Annotated in this window: 17 protein-coding genes; 8 read left to right on the forward strand and 9 right to left on the reverse strand. The window is 39.2% G+C overall.

Annotated elements, in window-relative coordinates; all coding sequences use genetic code 11:
* Positions 1 to 53: 53 nt before the first annotated feature.
* Complete coding sequence (locus CA730_RS12055) at positions 54 to 911, forward strand: hypothetical protein (RefSeq protein ID WP_096667526.1); 858 nt, start codon at positions 54 to 56, stop codon at positions 909 to 911.
* 265 nt (positions 912 to 1,176) lie between these two features.
* Here the strand turns inward: CA730_RS12055 and CA730_RS12060 are convergent, their stop codons facing one another.
* From CA730_RS12060 to CA730_RS12070, 3 genes are all read right to left on the reverse strand, one after another.
* The gene (locus tag CA730_RS12060) at positions 1,177 to 1,596 is read right to left on the reverse strand and encodes a putative toxin-antitoxin system toxin component, PIN family (protein ID WP_096667528.1); all 420 of its coding nucleotides are present in this window, start codon (positions 1,594 to 1,596) and stop codon (positions 1,177 to 1,179) included.
* Complete coding sequence (locus tag CA730_RS12065; RefSeq protein WP_096667529.1) at positions 1,589 to 1,840, reverse strand: type II toxin-antitoxin system Phd/YefM family antitoxin; 252 nt, start codon at positions 1,838 to 1,840, stop codon at positions 1,589 to 1,591. Before CA730_RS12065 ends, CA730_RS12060 begins: the two co-directional genes overlap by 8 nt.
* 244 nt (positions 1,841 to 2,084) lie before the next feature.
* Positions 2,085 to 3,755: a transglutaminase domain-containing protein gene (locus CA730_RS12070; RefSeq protein WP_096667531.1), complete on the reverse strand. Its 1,671-nt coding sequence runs from the start codon at positions 3,753 to 3,755 to the stop codon at positions 2,085 to 2,087.
* A 195-nt stretch (positions 3,756 to 3,950) separates the two neighbouring features.
* On the opposite strand from CA730_RS12070, the gene CA730_RS12075 reads away from it, so the two are divergent.
* From CA730_RS12075 to CA730_RS12090, 4 genes are all read left to right on the forward strand, one after another.
* Positions 3,951 to 6,821, forward strand: a complete 2,871-nt coding sequence (locus CA730_RS12075; protein WP_096667533.1) for a cation-translocating P-type ATPase — start codon at positions 3,951 to 3,953, stop codon at positions 6,819 to 6,821.
* Between the two features lie 203 nt (positions 6,822 to 7,024).
* Positions 7,025 to 7,459, forward strand: a complete 435-nt coding sequence (locus CA730_RS12080) for a hypothetical protein (RefSeq protein ID WP_096667535.1) — start codon at positions 7,025 to 7,027, stop codon at positions 7,457 to 7,459.
* A gap of 115 nt (positions 7,460 to 7,574) precedes the next feature.
* Complete coding sequence (gene recF / locus CA730_RS12085; RefSeq protein ID WP_096667537.1) at positions 7,575 to 8,702, forward strand: DNA replication/repair protein RecF; 1,128 nt, start codon at positions 7,575 to 7,577, stop codon at positions 8,700 to 8,702.
* A 78-nt stretch (positions 8,703 to 8,780) separates the two neighbouring features.
* A complete protein-coding gene (locus CA730_RS12090) occupies positions 8,781 to 9,182 on the forward strand; it encodes a hypothetical protein (protein ID WP_096667539.1) in 402 nt (133 codons plus the stop codon).
* A 78-nt stretch (positions 9,183 to 9,260) separates the two neighbouring features.
* Here CA730_RS12090 and CA730_RS12095 read toward each other — a convergent pair whose 3' ends face one another.
* Positions 9,261 to 9,719 carry an MgtC/SapB family protein gene (locus CA730_RS12095; RefSeq protein WP_096667541.1) on the reverse strand — a complete coding sequence of 153 codons (459 nt, stop codon included), beginning with the start codon at positions 9,717 to 9,719 and terminating at the stop codon, positions 9,261 to 9,263.
* A gap of 388 nt (positions 9,720 to 10,107) precedes the next feature.
* On the opposite strand from CA730_RS12095, the gene CA730_RS12105 reads away from it, so the two are divergent.
* Positions 10,108 to 12,441 (forward strand): putative PEP-binding protein, encoded by a 2,334-nt coding sequence (locus CA730_RS12105; RefSeq protein ID WP_096667543.1) that lies wholly within the window; start codon positions 10,108 to 10,110, stop codon positions 12,439 to 12,441.
* Here the strand turns inward: CA730_RS12105 and CA730_RS12110 are convergent.
* The 3 genes from CA730_RS12110 to CA730_RS12120 all read right to left on the reverse strand — a co-directional run bounded on the left by CA730_RS12110 (position 12,438) and on the right by CA730_RS12120 (position 15,357).
* A complete protein-coding gene (locus CA730_RS12110; RefSeq protein ID WP_096671483.1) occupies positions 12,438 to 13,604 on the reverse strand; it encodes a baeRF7 domain-containing protein in 1,167 nt (388 codons plus the stop codon). The two genes, CA730_RS12105 and CA730_RS12110, sit on opposite strands and share 4 nt — an antisense overlap.
* Before the next feature lie 404 nt (positions 13,605 to 14,008).
* Entirely contained in the window at positions 14,009 to 14,545 is a 537-nt protein-coding gene (locus CA730_RS12115) for a shikimate kinase (RefSeq protein ID WP_096667545.1), read from the reverse strand.
* Between the two features lie 176 nt (positions 14,546 to 14,721).
* Complete coding sequence (locus tag CA730_RS12120) at positions 14,722 to 15,357, reverse strand: LapA family protein (RefSeq protein WP_096667547.1); 636 nt, start codon at positions 15,355 to 15,357, stop codon at positions 14,722 to 14,724.
* Between the two features lie 50 nt (positions 15,358 to 15,407).
* Here CA730_RS12120 and CA730_RS24350 point away from each other — a divergent pair, with 50 nt between their 5' ends.
* Positions 15,408 to 15,566, forward strand: a complete 159-nt coding sequence (locus tag CA730_RS24350) for a hypothetical protein (protein ID WP_157749962.1) — start codon at positions 15,408 to 15,410, stop codon at positions 15,564 to 15,566.
* A 154-nt stretch (positions 15,567 to 15,720) separates the two neighbouring features.
* On the opposite strand, the gene CA730_RS12125 is transcribed toward CA730_RS24350, so the two are convergent.
* Together CA730_RS12125 and CA730_RS12130 are read right to left on the reverse strand one after the other, a co-directional pair.
* The gene (locus CA730_RS12125) at positions 15,721 to 16,341 is read right to left on the reverse strand and encodes a flavin prenyltransferase UbiX (protein ID WP_096667549.1); all 621 of its coding nucleotides are present in this window, start codon (positions 16,339 to 16,341) and stop codon (positions 15,721 to 15,723) included.
* 115 nt (positions 16,342 to 16,456) lie between these two features.
* Positions 16,457 to 18,805, reverse strand: coding sequence for a ribonuclease R family protein (locus CA730_RS12130; protein WP_096667551.1), 2,349 nt, complete (start codon positions 18,803 to 18,805; stop codon positions 16,457 to 16,459).
* Between the two features lie 662 nt (positions 18,806 to 19,467).
* On the opposite strand from CA730_RS12130, the gene CA730_RS12135 reads away from it, so the two are divergent.
* Positions 19,468 to 20,175 carry a hypothetical protein gene (locus CA730_RS12135; protein ID WP_096671485.1) on the forward strand — a complete coding sequence of 236 codons (708 nt, stop codon included), beginning with the start codon at positions 19,468 to 19,470 and terminating at the stop codon, positions 20,173 to 20,175.
* Positions 20,176 to 20,177 lie beyond the last annotated feature (2 nt).

The following is a 20,177-nucleotide window of genomic DNA, read 5'->3' on the forward strand; positions in this document are numbered from 1 at the left end:
GACTTTCAGAAATGTTCCGCAAATAATAAATTTAAAATTACAACCCTCCTAAAATGAAGCGACTTTTTTCAGGTATTTTTGTAGTGACAACCTTATTGCTAAGTCCTGGTTGTTCATCAAATACTAAGTCTACTGAAACACAGGTTTCACCTAGTATGATGACGCATCATGATGGACATTCTATGGGAAATATGAATCATGGAGATAATTCACAAATAACTACTAAGGTTAAATTAACTGCTCCGAAAAGTTTATCACCAAATCAACCGATTAATTTAGTTATTGATATTCAAGATACTACTGGAAAACCTGTGAATAAGTTTGACATTTTCCAAGAAAAAATCATGCACTTAATTGTTGTTAGTGATGATTTACGATCTTTTGCTCATATTCATCCCGAATATAAAGAAAATGGTCGCTTTGAAGTGACTGCAAATTTACCAGAATCAGGTAATTATACATTTTTCAGTGATTATAAACCTGCTGGAGATAAGGAAAATATCTCGTTAATGAATATGACAATTCCTGGGACAGTTCCTTTACCAAAAAATTTAGAAAAGTTCAGTAAAACTAAAACTATCTCAGATACTAAAGTCAATCTGAATATTTCTGAAAAAAATATTAAAGCTGGTCAAGCAGTAACTTTAAGTTTCGATTTAAAGGATCAAAAAAATCAATCTATTAAAGATTTACAACCATATTTGGGGGAAAAGGGACATTTAGTAATTATTAAAAGTTCGTCTCCTTTAACTACATCTGATTATATTCATGCACACGCAATGAAAGATTCTGCTGACGGAAAAGTTGAATTTCATACTCAGTTTCCCAAACCAGGAACATATAAAATGTGGATGCAATTTAATCGCAACGGACAAATCAAAACCGCAGATTTTTGGGTAAATGTAGAATAGAAAATCGTAGGTTGGGTTAAGCAACAGCGCAACCCAAAAACAATTTTAGACATCTCCAGAAATTCAATATGCGTAGCCCGAAACCTTTGTAGGGACAATTCATGAATTGTCCCTACATCTTTTTTGGAGATGTCTAAACAGGATCAAATATTCTGTGGAGTTCTCTTAACGATTTTGAACAATGTTGGGTTTCCTTGCGTCAACCAAACCTACAAAAATTAAATTAATATTCTCTTCCATAATAGGAGCGATAGAACCGTTATTTTTAACTTTGATCCGCTTGTACTAAAAAATCCTTTGGTGATAAAATAGGAATGTTTTGATAGCATTTAAGAGCCAATAAATCTTCATCTCCGGTAATAATCATATTAGCATTACCAGCAATAGCAAGTGAGAGAAATTTATCGTCTTTGGGATCTCGACAAACTTGCACATGATTGACAATATCAACTATCTCAGCCAGATTTTTTAGATATACAATAAATTTTTGCCGCTCTTCAAAACTGACATAATTATTAAATTTTTTCCTGGAAAGAACCATTTCTAATTCTGTAAGTGTTTCCGCAGAAACAAGAATGTGATGGAAATCAAAAGCATAACGAACTGCTTGAGAATTGATAGATTTGGGAGTTAGTAACCGACTCACAAAACAATTAGTGTCAATAACAATTCTTTGCTCAATCATCACTTTCAAGCATTTCCTTGAGCTTTTCTTCTGTCATACCTTTTACTTCGGCATTTTTACCAACTTGATCACAAAATCCATGAAACTCATTTTTTAGCAATTTAGTTAATCTTTGATACTCTAAGACAGATAGCACTACAACTAAATCTTGTTCCTGACGCTGAATGGTTATTGGTTCTTTTTGAGCTTTATCTAAAAATTCTGTAAAATTTTGTTTTGCTTCTGTGGCAGATAAATAAATCATAATATACCTCCTTTCTTTTTATCATAACTCAAACTGGTTATTCGACGTGATTAAATAAATTCCCATTTCTAAGATTAAAAATAAACATCCTGTAAATCATTAAATCCTGTAAATCCTGATTCAGGTAAACGTTTATATAGCATTGTCAAAGGCTATCAGAATTCATTCTGAGGCGGACTCGGACGCAAGGAAACCCAACATTTATACATACATTTTCCGTTGGGTTTTGTTCCTCAATCAAAAATTAAAAAGGTGGTAATTCCTTCAGAATCGTAAACCGAATATGGTTAATAGCTAAGTCACCTAGTGAAATCTCTTCTTTTGTTAAGCGGATACCATTTCTGCTTAAGGTTTCAAAGGTGATACCTTTACCAATTTCGATGTGATACCAACATAAGCCCATGAAGAACCGTGTCGGGTATGGACCACCTTCTTCAAGATCATCAGGATTAGATTCCATTGGCAACCAACCAATTCCGGGAATATAAAACTCTAACCAAACATGATTAAAATCCGGTTGGAGAGGAACGCCTTGATGTTCAGCATAGACGGGACATTTATATCTACCAACGGTGCGACAAGGAATACCATTGAGACGACAAAGTGCTAGTAGTACACCTACATATTCTCCACAAGAACCTGTACCCCGATCTAGAGCAATATCAGGTGAGTCAATATGGGGTTTAATGGCATAGGACAATTGATCATAGACATAGTTACGGATACTGTACATTTTCCGTAATATGTTAGTTTCCGAACCAACTGCTGTCCGGGCTGCACGGATGACAATATCGGTATCCATTGCTAAATCGTCATCATCTACCAGATAGCGGGTTTTTAATTCTGGTGACAGTTCTGGAACATCTTCGACATCTTTAGGAGTGATGCGATGTTTAATGCCACGTACTTCTACTAATGCCTTCCAGCCAAATATATGACGTTCACCGGGGGCAAGGCTATCAAATTGAAATACGGCTACTCTTTGTCCGTCAATGATTTCTTCAGTGAAAGGTAAACCAATATGTTCAACTTGTTGGACTTTTTGCCTTTCTGTTTCTGAGGGGAGGGCAATGCGCCATTCTATATCGGCTAAGTAAACTTCATCAAGGGGGGAAATCTCCTCAAGATATGACATTTCTATGAGATAGCCATTGGAAAGGGCGTAGCGTTTATCCTCCTGGTAATGATATTGTAGGGAATGAATGAATGTGCGATCGCGGTAGGTTAATTCAAAACAAGGGTCAGCGTTGGGATTATCCCGAATATAAGGTTCTTCGCTGGAGTATGCCACATAAATACGATCTTTGCCTGTATCATCCTGTCCGTAAACCGCGATACCTGTAGGAGAATCAAAAGGCGTGAGAACACTAAAACGGACTTCTCCAGTTGCCCTATCCATAGAGTAAACTGTTTGTTCCGTGCGATCGCATACCCACAAAGTTTCTTTACTAACTGCTAAATTTTGTATACCGACACCAGGGGCATAAAATCTGGTGATTTCCTTGCGGGTGTCTCGATTAAAAATCAAAATATAGCCAAGTCTTTGGCAACTAACATAAACGGCAGATTCCCAAACGGCCACACCATCAGCAGGATAGGGTAAAGTCACAAAATGCTCTAACCCTAAAGATGCCAATTTACATAAATAGACACTGTTCCCACGAGTCACCCAAAGATCATCTTCCCACAGGGCTAAACCGGTAACTTCTTGAAATTCGCGGACTTGGTGGGGATTGATAATTTTGCTGTTATCGGTAAGGGGGTCAATTTCTAATAAATGACCTTTAACCGTATCAATAGCAATAAGTCTATCTTTAATGGAAGCAATACCGTAGAGGGTAGCAGCAGTAACTGGTCTGATTATTTTTTGCCCAAACATCTGGCTCACCGTCAAACTAGGTAGTGGAACACTCATAAATTATTATTTATTAACAACAGTTGCTATAGAGAAAGGAGTCAGGAGTATGGTTAACGCCACGCTGCGCTATCAGGAGTCCAAGAGTCAGGAAGAAGAAAATGACAACTGACAACTGACAACTGACTAATTCCACATTTTCGGACATCACTAAATTATGATCGAATTTTGTAACCATTTCCTGTAACCTACACGATGTCTGCTCATTCTTTACCTGAATCTACCCACCTCTGGCATGGTTTGGAAGTTGAAAAAGCTTTAGAAATGCTTGATAGTGACGCAAACAGCGGCTTAACCTCCCAAGAAGTTGAACAGCGTCGTCAGAAGTATGGACTCAATGAACTCGAAGAAAATGGCGGTCGTAGCCCTTGGCAAATTCTGCTAGATCAGTTTACCAATATCATGTTATTGATGCTGATTGCCGTTGCCCTTATTTCTGGCTTTTTGGATTTACTGGCTTTGACTGGGGGGACATTAAAACCCGGTGAAGTGCCATTTAAAGACACAATTGCCATTATGGCTATAGTTATCCTCAATGGTATTTTGGGCTATGTGCAAGAAAGCCGGGCCGAAAAAGCTCTAGCAGCCTTGAAAAAACTGTCTTCTCCCTCAGTGCGAGTCCTTCGTGACGGTAAACTGGGGGATGTGGCGGCTAAGGAGCTAGTACCGGGGGATGTGATGCTGCTGGAAGCGGGTGTACAAATAGCTGCTGATGGTCGCTTAATAGAACAGTCTAATTTACAAGTACGAGAGTCGGCTCTCACCGGTGAAGCCGAAGCTGTCAATAAGCAAGCCATACTTACACTACCAGAAGATGCACCATTAGGCGATCGCCTCAATTCAGTTTTTCAAGGTACGGAAGTCCTCCAAGGTCGGGCGAAGGTACTGGTAACTGACACCGGAATGCGAACAGAACTAGGCAAAATTGCCGCCATGTTGCAATCTGTGGACGGTGAACCTACGCCTTTACAGCAACGCATGACCCAATTGGGTAATGTTCTAGTCAGTGGTTCTTTAATTCTTGTAGCCATAGTAGTTGGTGGTGGACTAATTCATGATCTAACTAAAGGAATAGGTTGGAAGAATTTACAAGAACTGGTAGAAGTTTCTTTAAGTATGGCGGTGGCGGTAGTTCCTGAAGGTTTACCTGCGGTAATCACCGTGACTCTGGCTTTGGGAACTCAGCGTATGGTCAAGCATCACGCTTTAATTCGCAAACTCCCAGCCGTAGAAACTCTTGGTTCTGTAACTACTATTTGTTCTGATAAAACCGGAACTCTAACTCAAAATAAAATGGTGGTACAGTCGGTGTACACCAATAATTCTACCTTTCGCGTCACTGGAGAGGGTTATACTCCCATTGGCGATTTTCAGTTAAATGGTGAAAAAGCCAGTTTAGATGAGTGTCCAGAAATTTCTGCTTTGCTTGTTTCCTGTGCGGTTTGTAATGATGCTGTTTTGCAACAACAACAAGGAGTATGGGCGATTTTAGGCGACCCCACAGAAGGGGCTTTAGTTACCTTGGCAGGAAAAGCCGGAATTGAACAAGACCAATGGAGTAGTAAATTACCTCGTGTCGCAGAATTTCCCTTTTCTTCAGAACGGAAGCGCATGAGTGTGATTTGTCAACTAGAAGCTGTAGCGACTGGTGATACTTCTTTAACCGCCATTGACCCAGCCATTGCTGGTTTTGTGGAATCGGAACAATACCTGATGTTCACCAAGGGTTCACCAGAATTAACTTTGGAAAGGTGTACAAAAATCCATTTAGGTAATCACTCGATTCCTATCAGTGACGAACACCGCAGCCAAATTTTGGTAGCTAATGACCAAATGGCGGGTAAAGGTTTACGGGTCTTAGGTTTTGCTTATAAACCTTTGGCTGAAGTTCCCCCAGATGGTTCAGAGGATACATCTGAAGTAGATTTGGTTTGGTTGGGGTTGGTGGGAATGCTAGACGCGCCTCGTCCAGAGGTGAGGGCGGCTGTGCAAGAATGTCGCCACGCGGGAATCCGTCCCATTATGATTACTGGCGACCATCAATTAACTGCTCAAGCGATCGCTATTGATTTAGGAATTGCCCAAGAAGGTGATAGAGTCCTCACTGGTAAGGAATTACAACTCCTCAGTGACCAAGAATTAGAAACACAGGTTGACTTAGTGAGTATTTACGCTAGAGTCTCCCCTGAACATAAATTAAGAATTGTCCAAGCTTTGCAACGTCGCGGGCGATTTGTGGCTATGACAGGCGATGGTGTGAATGATGCTCCTGCCCTCAAACAAGCTGATATAGGCATTGCCATGGGCATCACAGGTACAGATGTGAGCAAAGAAGCCAGCGACATGATCCTCCTTGATGATAACTTCGCCACCATAGTTGCTGCCACGAAGGAAGGTAGAGTTGTTTATACCAATATTCGCCGCTTTATTAAATACATTTTGGGTAGTAATATTGGGGAAGTTCTCACCATTGCGGCTGCGCCATTATTAGGATTGGGTGGCGTTCCCTTGAGTCCTTTGCAAATTCTCTGGATGAATTTGGTGACAGACGGTTTACCGGCTTTAGCATTAGCTGTAGAACCACCAGAACCTGATGTAATGCAGCGTCCCCCCTTTAGTCCTCGTGAAAGTATTTTTGCTAGGGGTTTGGGTTCTTACATGATTCGCATTGGGATTGTTTTCGCTGTGATTACAATTATCCTCATGGAATGGGCCTACCATCATTCTCATGCAGCCGGGTATCAAGGACATGAAGATACTTGGAAGACAATGGTATTTACTTCATTATGTCTAGCGCAAATGGGTCATGCGATCGCCATTCGCTCTAATAATAGACTTACCATCGAAATGAATCCTTTTTCTAATCCCTTTGTCTTGGGGTCAGTCATTGTCACCACGATTTTGCAATTGATGTTAATTTATGTTCCACCCCTGCAAAGTTTCTTTGGTACTCATGCACTCAGTTTACAAGAATTAGCAATTTGTATTGGTTTCAGTGCTTTAATGTTTGTCTGGATTGAAGGGGAAAAGATATTCTTCCGCTTTATGGGTAAAAAAAGCGTTTAATTGGTAAATTGTCAGAATCAGGATTTACAGGATTTGAATATTAACAGGATTTAATTTCATGATCTTTGTATTTTTCATCCTGTTTATCCCTTAATCTTAAATATCCTGATTCTGACATTATGTATCTAAAAATCAACTTAGACGAGATCAGAAAACCCTTTGGGTGTGGGTACAATTCTAGCATTAATTAGGAGATAGCTATCATGGGTGAATCCAAACGGAGAAAACATCAAGATCCCAACTACGGGAAAGTTAAAAATCCTGTCAAAAATCTCATGAAAGTTTTTTGCCCATTCTTTGAAGATTACGATAATTTATCTCATCTCGATGCTGACAGTATATCGTTGATGATAGCTAAACAGGGGTACAAAGAAACGGGTTTGAAAGGAATAATTGTCAAAGGATATCTCGCTGAACATTTATTAAAAGACTATCCTCCTGAATCTGAATTAGTCCAAGCTTTCAAACAACATGGAAATATTTATGTTACTTCAACATTAGCCTTAGCTTATTTGGAGAATGATATGAATAAAGAGGAAAATCTCAGAAATTTTGATACATATAACCCATTAAATGACTTTATATGTCTTAAAAGCGATTCTGAAAAGTACCAAGTAAGTTTGGTAACAGGATCTTAAAATAATTTTCTCATCTCCCAAAAAATCCCCAAAAAATCCCCGACTTCTGAAAATAATTTTCTCATCTTAAGAATAACTTATTATAGAAATCGGGGATTTTGAATCCTTAGCCATTATGTACTTAAAAACTTTACACCTCAAACAATTTCGGAATTACCAAAACCAAAAAGTTGAGTTTAATGCAGCTAAAACAATTTTAGTAGGTAATAATGCTCAAGGAAAATCGAACTTGTTAGAGGCTGTAGAGTTATTGGCAACATTGCGATCGCACCGGATGACACGCGATCGTGATTTAATTAAGGAAGGTGAATCTACCGCCCAAATTCATGCCACCCTAGACCGGATTCATAGCCATAGCGATTTAACTCTCACCTTCCGTCGTCAAGCCCGTCGCACCGTCGCCATAAACGGGCAAATAGTCCCCAGACAAATGGACTTTCTCGGTGTTCTCAATGCAGTAGAGTTTTCTAGTTTAGATTTAGAATTGGTGCGTGGTAGTCCAGAAGGTCGTCGTAACTGGTTAGATACACTCTTGATTCAATTAGAACCAGTTTATGCTCACATTTTGCACCAATATCACCAAGTTTTACGCCAACGCAATGCTTTTTTAAAACTTTATGTAAATACATCAGAAAAATCTCTACAATCAGAATTAGCTATCTGGGATGCACAATTAGTAACTGCTGGTACAAGGGTAATTATGAGAAGAAATAGAGCTATTCAACGACTAGCTCCTATAGCTTCTGCATGGCACGCTAGTATTAGTGGAGCATCCGAAATTCTGCAAATCAATTATGCTGCCAATATTCCCCTAGAAAAAAACTCTCCTCAAGAATTACAAGCAGCCTTTTTTGCTAAACTTCAACAAAGAGCAGTTGCAGAATCACATCGAGGGATAACGTTAGTCGGACCACACCGTGATGAAATAGAACTAATTATTAATCAAACTCCTGCCCGTCAATATGGTTCTCAAGGTCAACAAAGAACATTAGTTTTAGCTTTAAAGTTAGCAGAATTACAATTAATTGAAGAAGTTATTAATGAACCACCTTTACTATTATTAGATGATGTCTTAGCTGAATTAGATCCATCTCGCCAAAATCAATTACTTGATGCTATTCAAGACCGATTTCAAACCTTGATTACTACCACTCATTTGAGCGTTTTTGACTCTCAATGGTTGAAATCCTCCCAGATTTTATATGTAAATGCTGGGAAAATATCAGAAAATGGTAATTGGTAATTGGTAATTTTTGTTCTTCCTTCTTCATTCTTTCTTATTTCTTATTTATCCTGACTTCTGACTCCTAAATCCTCAACTATGAATTACATTCTCACCGAAAATGAAATTATATCTTTAGGTGCATCATTAAGAGCTATAGAACCAAAAATACTGAAACAAAACCCACAAAAAGGTACAATTAGAATCTGGTTTCAAGGAGGAGAACCTTATTTTGATATCTTCTTTGAATTAAATAATCATGAAATAACTTGGTTTCAATTTACATTACGAGGAAAATCATTATCCTGGTCTAGCAATAAACCTCTCTTTAAAACTGGCATTACCAATGAATTAAGTATTGATGATGTTAGTTTTTATGCAGCTAGTAAAACTCTTAAAAATGATCATGACTCAGATGAAGAATTCATTAATTTAGTAAAATCAATTCTCCAAACCAGACCAGAAGAAGAAATTTTTGTCAAAGCCCTAACTTTATTTTAAAGTTTATTCATAAGACCACTGACTAATAACTAATAACTAATGACCACTGACCACTGACCACTGACTAATAACTAATGACTAATAACATTTTTCTAATCTTTTAAAGATGTGTAGAATAATTACAGTTAAAACCGCACCCATTAATCCTAATTGCCATAAACCACACCCAGCAGCAATTCCCAAAGCAGCAGCTACCCAAATTGCGGCGGCAGAAGTCAAACCATGAATTTCCGGTGATTTTGATGTTTGGGAAGATTCACGTAAAATTTCCCCAGCCCCCAAAAACCCGACTCCAGCAGCAATACCTTGAACTACGCGACTGAGAGAATCGGCACTAAGTTGTGTACCACCTGTTTGGATAGTGATGAGAGTAAACACGGCTGAACCCAAACTTACTAACATATGGGTTCTCAAACCAGCCGGCTTGTTTTTTAATTGTCGTTCTAAGCCAATTATAGCTCCAATAAACAAAGCGAAACACAGACGCAGCCCGGTGTTTAACCAATCACTGCTGGCAATATAGTAAGGATTTATCACGTTCTGTTCGTGCTAAGTAGTTTGATAGGGAAATTTATGAAATTAGTTATAAAGTTGGGTGTATTGTCCATACTAATTGGTAATATAGTAACAAAAACTATGTAATAAATATTATTTAATAATTAGGTCAGAATAAATACTGGAAGTAATCCAATTTCACGAAAAAAAGGGAACAGGGAACAGGGAACAGGGAACAGAAAGTGTCCTGTTCTCCAAAACAAAAGTTACTGAGTTTAAATCTCAATCAAAAGAAAGATGTTTTTAAAAGATGTATAGCCCGAAAAAAAACAGTGTCATTATTTAAATCTCATGTTTCTAAACATGAGTTTTTACTGTTCCCCGTTCCCCGTCTCCCGTTCCCTATTCCCTCTGAAATCTCATAAATTGTGTGGATAAACTCTATTGGCTTGACCAAATTAAACTACAAGACCGCGCCAATGTTGGCGTTCAGGCGTTTTATTTAAGCAAAATTAAACAACAGGGCTATCCTGTTTTGCCGGGTTTTGTGGTAGAAGCGGATGTTTTACGGCAATTTCTAGAAACTCTCAACAGTTCAGAGTCGTTAATTGCTGATTTACCCTATTCTTCCCTACATTTAGATGTACATAATTGGCGACAACTACAACAGGTAGCCGGGCGCTTACGTCAGGAAATTATCTCAGCGACTGTGCCACCTCATTGGGTGAGGACAATTTTTCAAGCAGCCAGACAATGGCAAAGAAGTAGTTTAATTTTGCGTCCCAGTTTGGCAATATCAAATAACCAAGAAATGAAAAATGTATCTGGGTTATTAGAACCAGTATTTTGTCCTTGTGAAGAAGAGGAAATAGGTGAAGCTTTAAAGCTGCTTTGGAGTCAGTTATTCCGGGCGAGAAGTTTACTATATTGGCATAGTGCGGGGATTAGTTTGCCCAGCATTAATTTAGGGGTGTTGGTGCAACCAGTTGACAATGCGATCGCCTCTGGTGTTATAAATACTAAATCATCGGGATGGGATATTGAAGCTACTTGGGGTTTAGGACTAGCAATTACCAACGGTGAAGTATTACCAGATGTTTATTACATAGAACCAAAAACTGGCGCAGTCATAGAACGACAATTGGGTAATAAAATGTTGGCTTACCGTCTTAATCATGGCAATGCTTTTACAGATGAACAACTGCAACCAACATTAGATACTGATTTTTTATTAGCTTATATTTTAGAAGAATCTCAACAGCAAGAATATGCTTTACCAGAAGAATTTTTGCAAGAATTAATTACTGTAGGCAATCAAATAGTTAGTGAATTAGGTGCAACTTTAACTATGAAATGGACAGTTGCCAAAGAATCTTTAGCTACTAAACTCTATATTACAGAAGTCACCGTTCCCCAACCTGTACATAAGAGTGTGCAATTTATTCAAGGCGTTGGGGCAGCCAGAGGTAAAATTATTGCTAATGCCCATATTTTTAGTTCATCACAAAAAGCCATACCAATTCCTAAAGGCGTAATTCTCATCGCCCCAATGATTACTCCTGATTGTTTGCCCTTACTACAAGGCGTTGCGGGGATTATTACAGAACAAGGGGGATTAACTAGTCATGGGGCGATTTTAGCCAGAGAGTTGGGTATTCCTGCGGTGGTGAGTGCCACTGGTGCAACAACTATTTTACAAGCAGGTGAAAAATTATTAATAGATGGTGATAAGGGAGAAGTATATCGGCTCACCGGAGATGAGGAAAATTTTCCTAGTGAGGAGATAGAAGGATTAATTAAAGAGGAAAAAATTGTCAGTTACCAGCCAATAAATTTACCCATAATTGCGACTAAGTTACTCATAAATCTGAGTCAAGAACGATTAATTAAACAAGTAAAAAGTTTACCTGTGGATGGGGTGGGATTATTGCGTTCAGAATTAATGATGTTAAATATTCTGGAGAAAAAACATCCTCAAGAATGGTTGAATGCAGGAAAAAAAGCTGAACTATTAGAGTTATTATCTAAGCAAATTATGCAGTTTGCTCGTGCTTTTTCACCCAGACCGATTTTTTATCGGTCTTTAGATTGGCTACCTCATGATTTGCGATCCTTGAGTACAGATCCCCCATTATCAAAGTCATCAATTATCAGTGATAGGGGTATTTTCAGCTATATACAAAATCCGGCTGTTTTTGAATTAGAATTGCAAGCTTTAGCGATAGTTCAAGCATCTGGCTATAGAAATATTAATTTGCTATTACCTTTTGTCCGCAGTGTTGAAGAATTTGTATTTTGTCGTCATAAGGTTGAACAAGCTGGGTTAACACAAATATCCCAGTTTCAATTATGGATGATGGCAGAAGTTCCTAGTGTATTATTTCTCTTACCTGAATATATTAAAGCTGGTGTGATGGGTATTTCCATTGGCACAAATGATTTAACGCAATTATTGTTAGGAATAGATCGAGAACAGGCCAAACCCGGAATAGGTTTAAAATATCTTGATGGCAGTAATCCAGCGGTGATGGGTGCAATATCTCAATTAATTAAAATGTCTCAAGCTGGGGGTATTCCTTGTTCTATTTGTGGTCAAGCGCCGGTACTTTATCCAGAAATGATTGATAAATTAATAGAATGGGGGATTAGTTCTATTTCTGTAGAACCGGAAGCAGTGGAAAGGACTTATCAAGCGATCGCACGTGCTGAACAAAGATTAATTTTAGCAGCAGCACGGCGACAACTTAACGACTCAAAAAATTAATATCGGCAAATAGCCGCCACTTTGACTCCACGAGGCATTGCTTCTGGCTCTAGACTATATACTCTACCACCATTTAACATGGTGTGAATCACGGCAAAATCTAACATATCTTCATCATCTGGTGCCGGTTCTGGATGTAACTCAACTGTAGCAGTTGGTAAATCAAATTTACCCCATATATATTCTTTTTCAGGCACAAATAAAGTATCAACTCTTTGATAATATGCAGCCGGAACAATTGCTTTGATATCATTGGCAATTTTGTTACTTTCTTCCCCAGCTAGTTGCAGATAAACAGCCATTATATCTTCATATTCCTGTTGAAATAAAGGGGCAACAATTTCCCAAGCTGCCTGATTTAATTCTGGAGTTTTGAGAAGTTCTACATTGCCAGTAATACCTGTTTCTACTAAATATTGATAAGTATTAGCCTGTCGGTAAATTGGTAATAAATACTCCACACCCGCCAATATTAAAGGTGCTTTTTCACCTCGTAATTTTTCATGCAATGCACTATCAACAGCATAACAAAATTGTAAAATATCTTCTTCATGTTTCTCCCGATCTGGACTACCTTGTCCATGTACAGAACCAGGCTGTTGAGCGGCAGAAGTTGCACCTCTAGCTATACCAACTCTATGCTGTACACCTTTTTGAAATTCATCTTCTAGAAGAGTTTCAGCCAAATTACGAGGCATATTTTCTACTTCTACCTCATGGACTTGGTAGCGCGTTCCTGAGTAAAACTGAACATTCTTTTGGCTTAAAGCCAAAATGTAGAATTGTCCATCATTATTAATCAAATTTAGCAAGGATTTAATGTGGAAATTTTTGCCCACAACCACTAATTTGGGAAAGGAAATAGGTAAACAATAGTAACGAAATAGATTTGGGGAAATAAAAATTACTAATCCCTGATTTTGAATTTCCCAAAAATCAGTATTGTCTAATTCCATTGCTGGTTTGAGCAAATTTACAGTCTCAGCATGGCGTAACCCTATGTCATCTAAGCGATTTTCAGCTTCTCGAATTAAATTTTTAAACCGAATTGGATTTTGTCGCGTCTCTCCGCCTAGTTTTTCCATAGGTAAATATAGAGAAACGCATGGATACTGAGGATTTTGGACTAGATTTTTGAGTTCATCAAGAGAAAATATAGCCATAGATTTCATCCCCGTTGAGGATAATGATAGAATCTAGATTCAATTCAACTCCTGATGTGAGAATTGTGCATCTTTCTTGTGACAAAAAATTACCCGCTTTCTACTCCTTTTTATAGATATATAGGGCTTGCTGAATAAGTCTTCTAATGAAGGGAGGTGACCGGTGACAGTTTCAGCTATCTGTCATCCCCAAACTTGCAGATGGAAGAAAATGGGCGCAGATAAACGCAGATAAATTTGGACGTTATCAGAATTTTTAATTTCCCTTTCCCTAAAAAAAAGAGGTGTTGCTGAGTGAAAGTATGATTTTATTTCACGCAGAGACGCTCCAGGCACAGAGAGTAAGAGTTTGAGAGATGGAATTTTCACCTTTCATACCCCAATTCACCAACGCCAAAAAAGAATTATTGCTGTTTGAGAATACTGGGAATTGTGGCTAGGATGCGTGTGGCAATGTCTTCTGGTGTTTCGGTCGCGCTAATAATAAGATGTAAATCAGCTTGGGAGTACATGGGTTGACGTTGTTCCAAAAGCGATCGCAATTTACTTTCCATATCAGCATCTTGTAAAAGTGGTCTTGTATCATCTGCCGCCAATCGCTGTAAGATGATTTGTATTGGTGAATCTAACCAAATTATCAAACCATGATGGAGGTAACTCCAATTCTGTTGCTGCATGACAATACCCCCACCAGTAGCCACAACCAATTTAGTATAGGCACAAACTTGAGCTAAGACATCACCTTCCAACTTACGAAACTCTGCTTCACCATTCTCGGCAAATATTTCGTTAATAGATTTACCTGCGGCTTTAACTATAACTTCGTCTGTATCTACAAATCTATAACCAATTTCCTCTGCTATTAATTTTCCCACCGTTGTTTTACCAACTCCCATCATCCCAATTAAGTAGAGGTTAACTCCTTTTAAGATATCAATCACAATTATTTTTCTCCTGTCAAATTATTATTTATTATTTAAGCTTAAATTAGCTATGACTTAGGCAAGTTTCACACTAAAAATCTTTTGTAGGGTGCGTCAGATATAAATAATCTGTTTATTTGCAGGATCTATGCCCTCTGACGCACCTTCCCAATGTGCCGGTTGCGTAAGTTCTGTTAGCGTTTTTGTGGTTTATTTTCTTCATCATCTTCAAAATCATCATCTTCAAAAAAATCCCAGTCATCATCATCCGTTACCTGATTTTTCCCTGATTCTTGATAAGGAGGAATAATCACCCGATAATCAGCATCATAAACTGATTCAGTTTTACCTACAGCAGTATTTTTCGGTGATTGAGAACTATAGGAATAAACAGAACTAGGACGGGAATTAGAACTTTGTGGACTAGCAGAAGTTTTTTGTTCTGGTGGTGAATCTTCTCCATCATCCCAATCATCTTGATTCCGATTTGTGTCCCAATCGTCAAATTCATCATCAGCTTGACTAACTGGGGGTGACGGACTTGTAGGAGGAGGTGTATTTTGTCTGACACGGGGTGAAGTCGGAATTGATTTGGGGATAGGTTGTTGTGCTTGTAAATTTAAATCAGTTGCAACTTTTAATAATTTAGTAATTATTAAAGATGTTAAAATACCAGCAGTTATGCTCAATAAAATCCACAATGCTAATGGTAATGCCTGACTTCGCATTCCCAAAAATACTAGTGGAAGTGAGGGCGACAAATTTTGGACTAATATTATTATTAGTCCTAGCATTGCTGTCACCAAGATAATTAAGCGAATTGCAGCCATAACGAATTTAAAATTACAGCAAAATTTGAGAATACACCAGGGAAAAACAGATGAAAATAGCTATTGCCACATACGAGTTAAGTAGGTTGGCGTTAAAAATTGTCGTTGGGGCAAGAGAACAGGGAACTCTTAACTGGGAACAGGAAGAGAGTTTTGGGCGATTTTACTTTTCTTCACATACCTTTAAATTTTTCGGTTCATCTACTTAAATAGAATTAAAAATTAAAAATTTAGTGATTCCGTTTTTAATTTTTAATTGTCAATTTTTAATTGCTATATAGCGGTATGCACTTGAATGAGATACAGAATCTACAGTAAAAGCCATACGGTAAGAGATTCTTACCTCCTGACTCCTGACTCCTGCTATAAATGACCTTGCCAACGCTGAATTGGTATACAGTCAATATCTAGTTGATCTAGGGCGCGAGCAACAACAAAATCAACTAGATCCTCAATGGTTTGAGGGTTGTGATACCAAGCAGGAATAGCGGGGACAATCCTCACGCCTGTTTCCGCTAAGGTCGTTAAGTTTCGCAGGTGAATTAAGCTGAAAGGGGTTTCTCTGGGGACAATTACCAGTTTACGTCCTTCTTTAATTTGGACATCTGCGGCTCGTTCTAGTAAATCCGAACTGAGTCCCCCAGCCAGTTTGGCAACTGTACTCATACTACAAGGCATAATGATCATCCCTAAAGTTCGGAAAGAACCACTGGCAATACCAGCACCAACATCACTCCAAGGATGACAACGGAGTTTACCTTGTTCGGGAACTCCGGCTTGTTGTCGCCAAAATTGCTCTTGTTTATCTGGTTCTGCTGGCATTCGGATTTCCTGTTCTGCTTGCCAAACCATGTAAGTTGATTTAGAGGCTACCAGTTCAATCTGATATTCTGCTGCTAAGAGAAATTTAAGGGCGCGAACAGCGTAAATCAGACCGGATGCACCTGTTATGCCCAGGATTAAAGGTTTTGTGTTATTGGTCATTAGTTAGTGGTCAGTGGTCAGTGGTCAGTGGTCAGTGGTCAGTGGTCAGTGGTCAGTAGTTAGTAGTTAGTATTTAAGAGCAATGGACAACTGACAACTGACAAAGAACAACTGACTATTCCTCATCATAGGGTTCTTGATCAAAAGAGTCGGTTTTATTGGGTGAATAAATGTCTCCTGTATCTTCATTGTTAATATTTGCGCCCATACTTTTGGGTAAACCATCAGCGCCAACGGTGACAAGATCAATTTGTTGACGGTAGTAATCAACACTTTTGACTTGTACCATACAGCTATCGCCTAATCGGTAGGAAGCTCGATTTTTCCGCCCAAATAAAGCTTGTTGTCTGGCTCGATATTCGTACCAATCGTCTTTGAGGGAACTGACGTGAACCAGTCCTTCTACACGTAAGGTATTAGCGAGATTGGTTTCTGTGGGCGATTCTACTGGGACTTCAATTTCAACAAAGAAACCGTAGGATTGAACTCCGGTAATTACGCCAGGAAAGACTTCGCCAATGCGTTGTTTCATTAAGGAAGCTTTTTGGAGTCCGGCTAAATCGGCTTCAGCCTCTTGGACTTCTTTTTCCCGGTCATTAATTTGCACAATGACTCTGGTTAAGTCACTTTGGATTTCTTGGTGGAGTTCTGGGGGAAGAACGTTCCAATTAATTTCTTCGTGACAATTGGAATGGCGCAGGTTAATCCGATCTTTGACGCGGGTATTCCGGCGATCGCGCCCATGTTCTATTAAGTTATGATATACCCGTTGTAAGAGAATGTCTGGATAACGACGTAAGGGGGCGGTGATGTGGACATATTGGGATAAAGCCAGTCCAAAATGAGAACCTTTGGTGGTGCTGTAGACGGAAGGCTTGAGGGTGTCTTGTAATAAATAGGTGAGAACTTGTTCCGATGGGGAATCGGCAAAAGCGCCGGTCAAGTGTTGATAATCTAGGGGTTGGATTTCCAATTCTGGATCTAGTCCCAATTCCACACCTAAATTAACAGCTAGTTTGAGCATTTCCTGAACATCTTCGGGATCAGGTGTGCCTTGAACTCGCCATAAACTAGGAATCCCCAAGGCGCTGAGGTGATCAGCCATGAGTTGATTCACTAATATTACCAACTCGGTGATGAGCGATCGCCCAGGTAAGTCATTCAAGACGACAGATCCCATTGATCCCTCATCATAATAGGGGTTATGACTAGGTGGGAGATTCAACTGTAAACTACCGCGCTGTAGACGTACCTGTTTAATAGCATTAGCTAAAGTCTGCAAATCTGGCAATTTCTCCTGGACTGCGGCTGCCACTTTGGTGCTTTCACCAGCGAGAATGCTTTCTGTCTCCCCTTGACTAACGGCTACATCTACATTAATCACACTAGGTTGAATTTCCCACTCCTCCACTTCTCCTGATTGAGGGTTAATGGTGATGATCAAGGAAAGAGCCAAGCGATCGCTTCCAGGCACTAAAGAACACCGTTCTGTTACCGATGCTGGTAACATCGGCAATAACAATTCTCCCAGATAAACTGACTTACCACGTTTGAGCGCTTCCCTGTCCAAAGCTTCATCCGCTTGAATATAGTGGGAAACATCCGTAATATGAAAAATTAATCGCCAATTGTCAGCACTAATTTTTTCCACACTAAAGGCATTTTCCACCACAGACTCATCACCGTTGACACTCTTAATCGTGAAGGTAAAAACATCACGTAAATCTAGACGATTTTTCAGGTCAGCCTTCAGGAGTCTCTTGGGTAACTTCGCCGCCGCATCGAGGATAGAATCGGGAAAAGTTCGGGATAAATCATGTTTACAAGTGACCAAATCTATATCTGCTGCAGCTTCAGCATCACTACCCAGAATTTGCACCACTCGACCCAAGGGGGGATATTGTGCCAACGGATAGCGGAGGATTTCTACATGAGCCAAATGGTCAATAGCTTCTTCCAACTTCATGTTGTTGAGTTGTAGTTTCAGTTCAAACAGCAATCTGTCATCCAAAGGAACAGCCCGAAACCCTTCCTCCACCTGCTTAATTCTGGCGAGTAAAGTATGATTAGACCGCTCCATAATCAACTTCACCTCACCTTCAGGCGATCGCCGCCGGCTACCTTCCTTGAGGACTCTCACTAAAACGCGATCGCCATTCCAGGCATTACTCAAATGACTTTCGCGGATGTAAATATCCTCCGAGCCTTCGCTATCTTGAATCGCAAAACAAAAGCCCTTACTAGAGCAACGTAGTTTCGCCTCAATCAAGCCCTCTTCCGTAACGCGGCGATATTTCCCTCGTTCCTTCACCAAAAGCCCAATTTTTTCCAACACATCCAAAGTAATTTGGAGTTTTTCTAGACTTTCTTCATCCTCACAACCCAATTTCTTTTCTAGGACTTTACGAGCCACCAATTTATCATCTGTAAAATTGGCAAGAAGTGTAGCGATTGAAAATTCCATGCAGTGAACCGACCTTTGGTCAAAATATCATTTGATCTAAACAATCTTAACCATGCACTCCTGATACTCAATAATTAAACACTCAGTAATTAGATAATGGATAAGCGAGAGACTTGATTTGGAGAACTCTCTATACCACCCACAAGCTATAAACTGGCTTAACCACAGGTGTTCGATAGTTTAGATATAAGGTAATCTCACGCCATCAGCATCTGATAACATAGCGTAGCGTTAGCCATTTCTTCACCAGCAGAAACCGCTGAAAAACCCAATTCCCCCTTATGTAGAATCGGTAACAATCAGGTAAGCAGTAAAACACAGGCAACGAGGGCAAACCTTATCTTTATCATTGTAGATTTAGAGCGCACTTCTTTAAAAATACTTCTAGATATCTAATTGGGTAATTAGTATAGCATTTAAAGATAGACAACAATTTGTGCTGAACAACTGCTAGTATCAGAACATATTTAAAATCGTGAGTGCTTAGTTCTCAGTAAAACTTTATATTGAAATATATGGTTTTGTCTAGGGGATTGGTAATTGGTAATTGGTAATTGGTAATTGGTAATGGAGAAAAATTATTGACTCATTCCCTGTTCCCTGTTCCCTAATTAAGAACTGACTTTATTAGGAAAATTTAGATCAAAATGGTTGAAAGTATTATGTTGGAACAATTCCAGAACTTGTACCCCAACGGCAGTATTATCTCAGAACTAATAGAAATTTTTCAAGGGAAATATATCGTCCGTGTCAGTATACAACTCGAAGGCATCACCAAGGCAACGGGTATGGCAGGAGCAGAAACAGTAGAAGCAGCAGAAGACCAAGCCAGAGATAGAGCATTCACAGTTCTAGGCATCAAAAACCTCCCAGTAGAAGCCACAAAATCAGCTTCACCATCAGTGACTCCACCACCAATCAAACCTACTTTACAGGAATCAAAACCTCTCCCTCCAGTCAGCCACACCAACACACCAACATATACACCACCCTTTTTAGAAGAGCAAATTGATACTCAAATTACAAAACCAGAAATATTCCTGCATCAAGAACCGGAATATCCACCCTTAGCAGAAGTCCCTCCGAGTAATGTTACACCGTTCACCCCTCGGAGTTACACACCTTCCGAAGAAGCTGGTGTCCAGTCAGCTATTGGTAAAAACAAAAGACGCAACGAACCAGTCAACTTATCTGATGTTATTGCCCAAACAGACGTAGAAATCGAGCGATTAGGCTGGACACCAGAACAAGGAAAAGATTATCTAGTCAAAACCTACAGTAAACGAGGACGTTCTCTGCTGAGTGAAGAAGAACTACGAAATTTTCTCACTTACCTCAAATCCCAACCAGACCCCATTGCGGGATTTTAGAG

Source organism: Dolichospermum compactum NIES-806, from assembly GCF_002368115.1.
In the GTDB taxonomy this organism is placed as follows: Bacteria; Cyanobacteriota; Cyanobacteriia; order Cyanobacteriales; family Nostocaceae; genus Dolichospermum; species Dolichospermum compactum.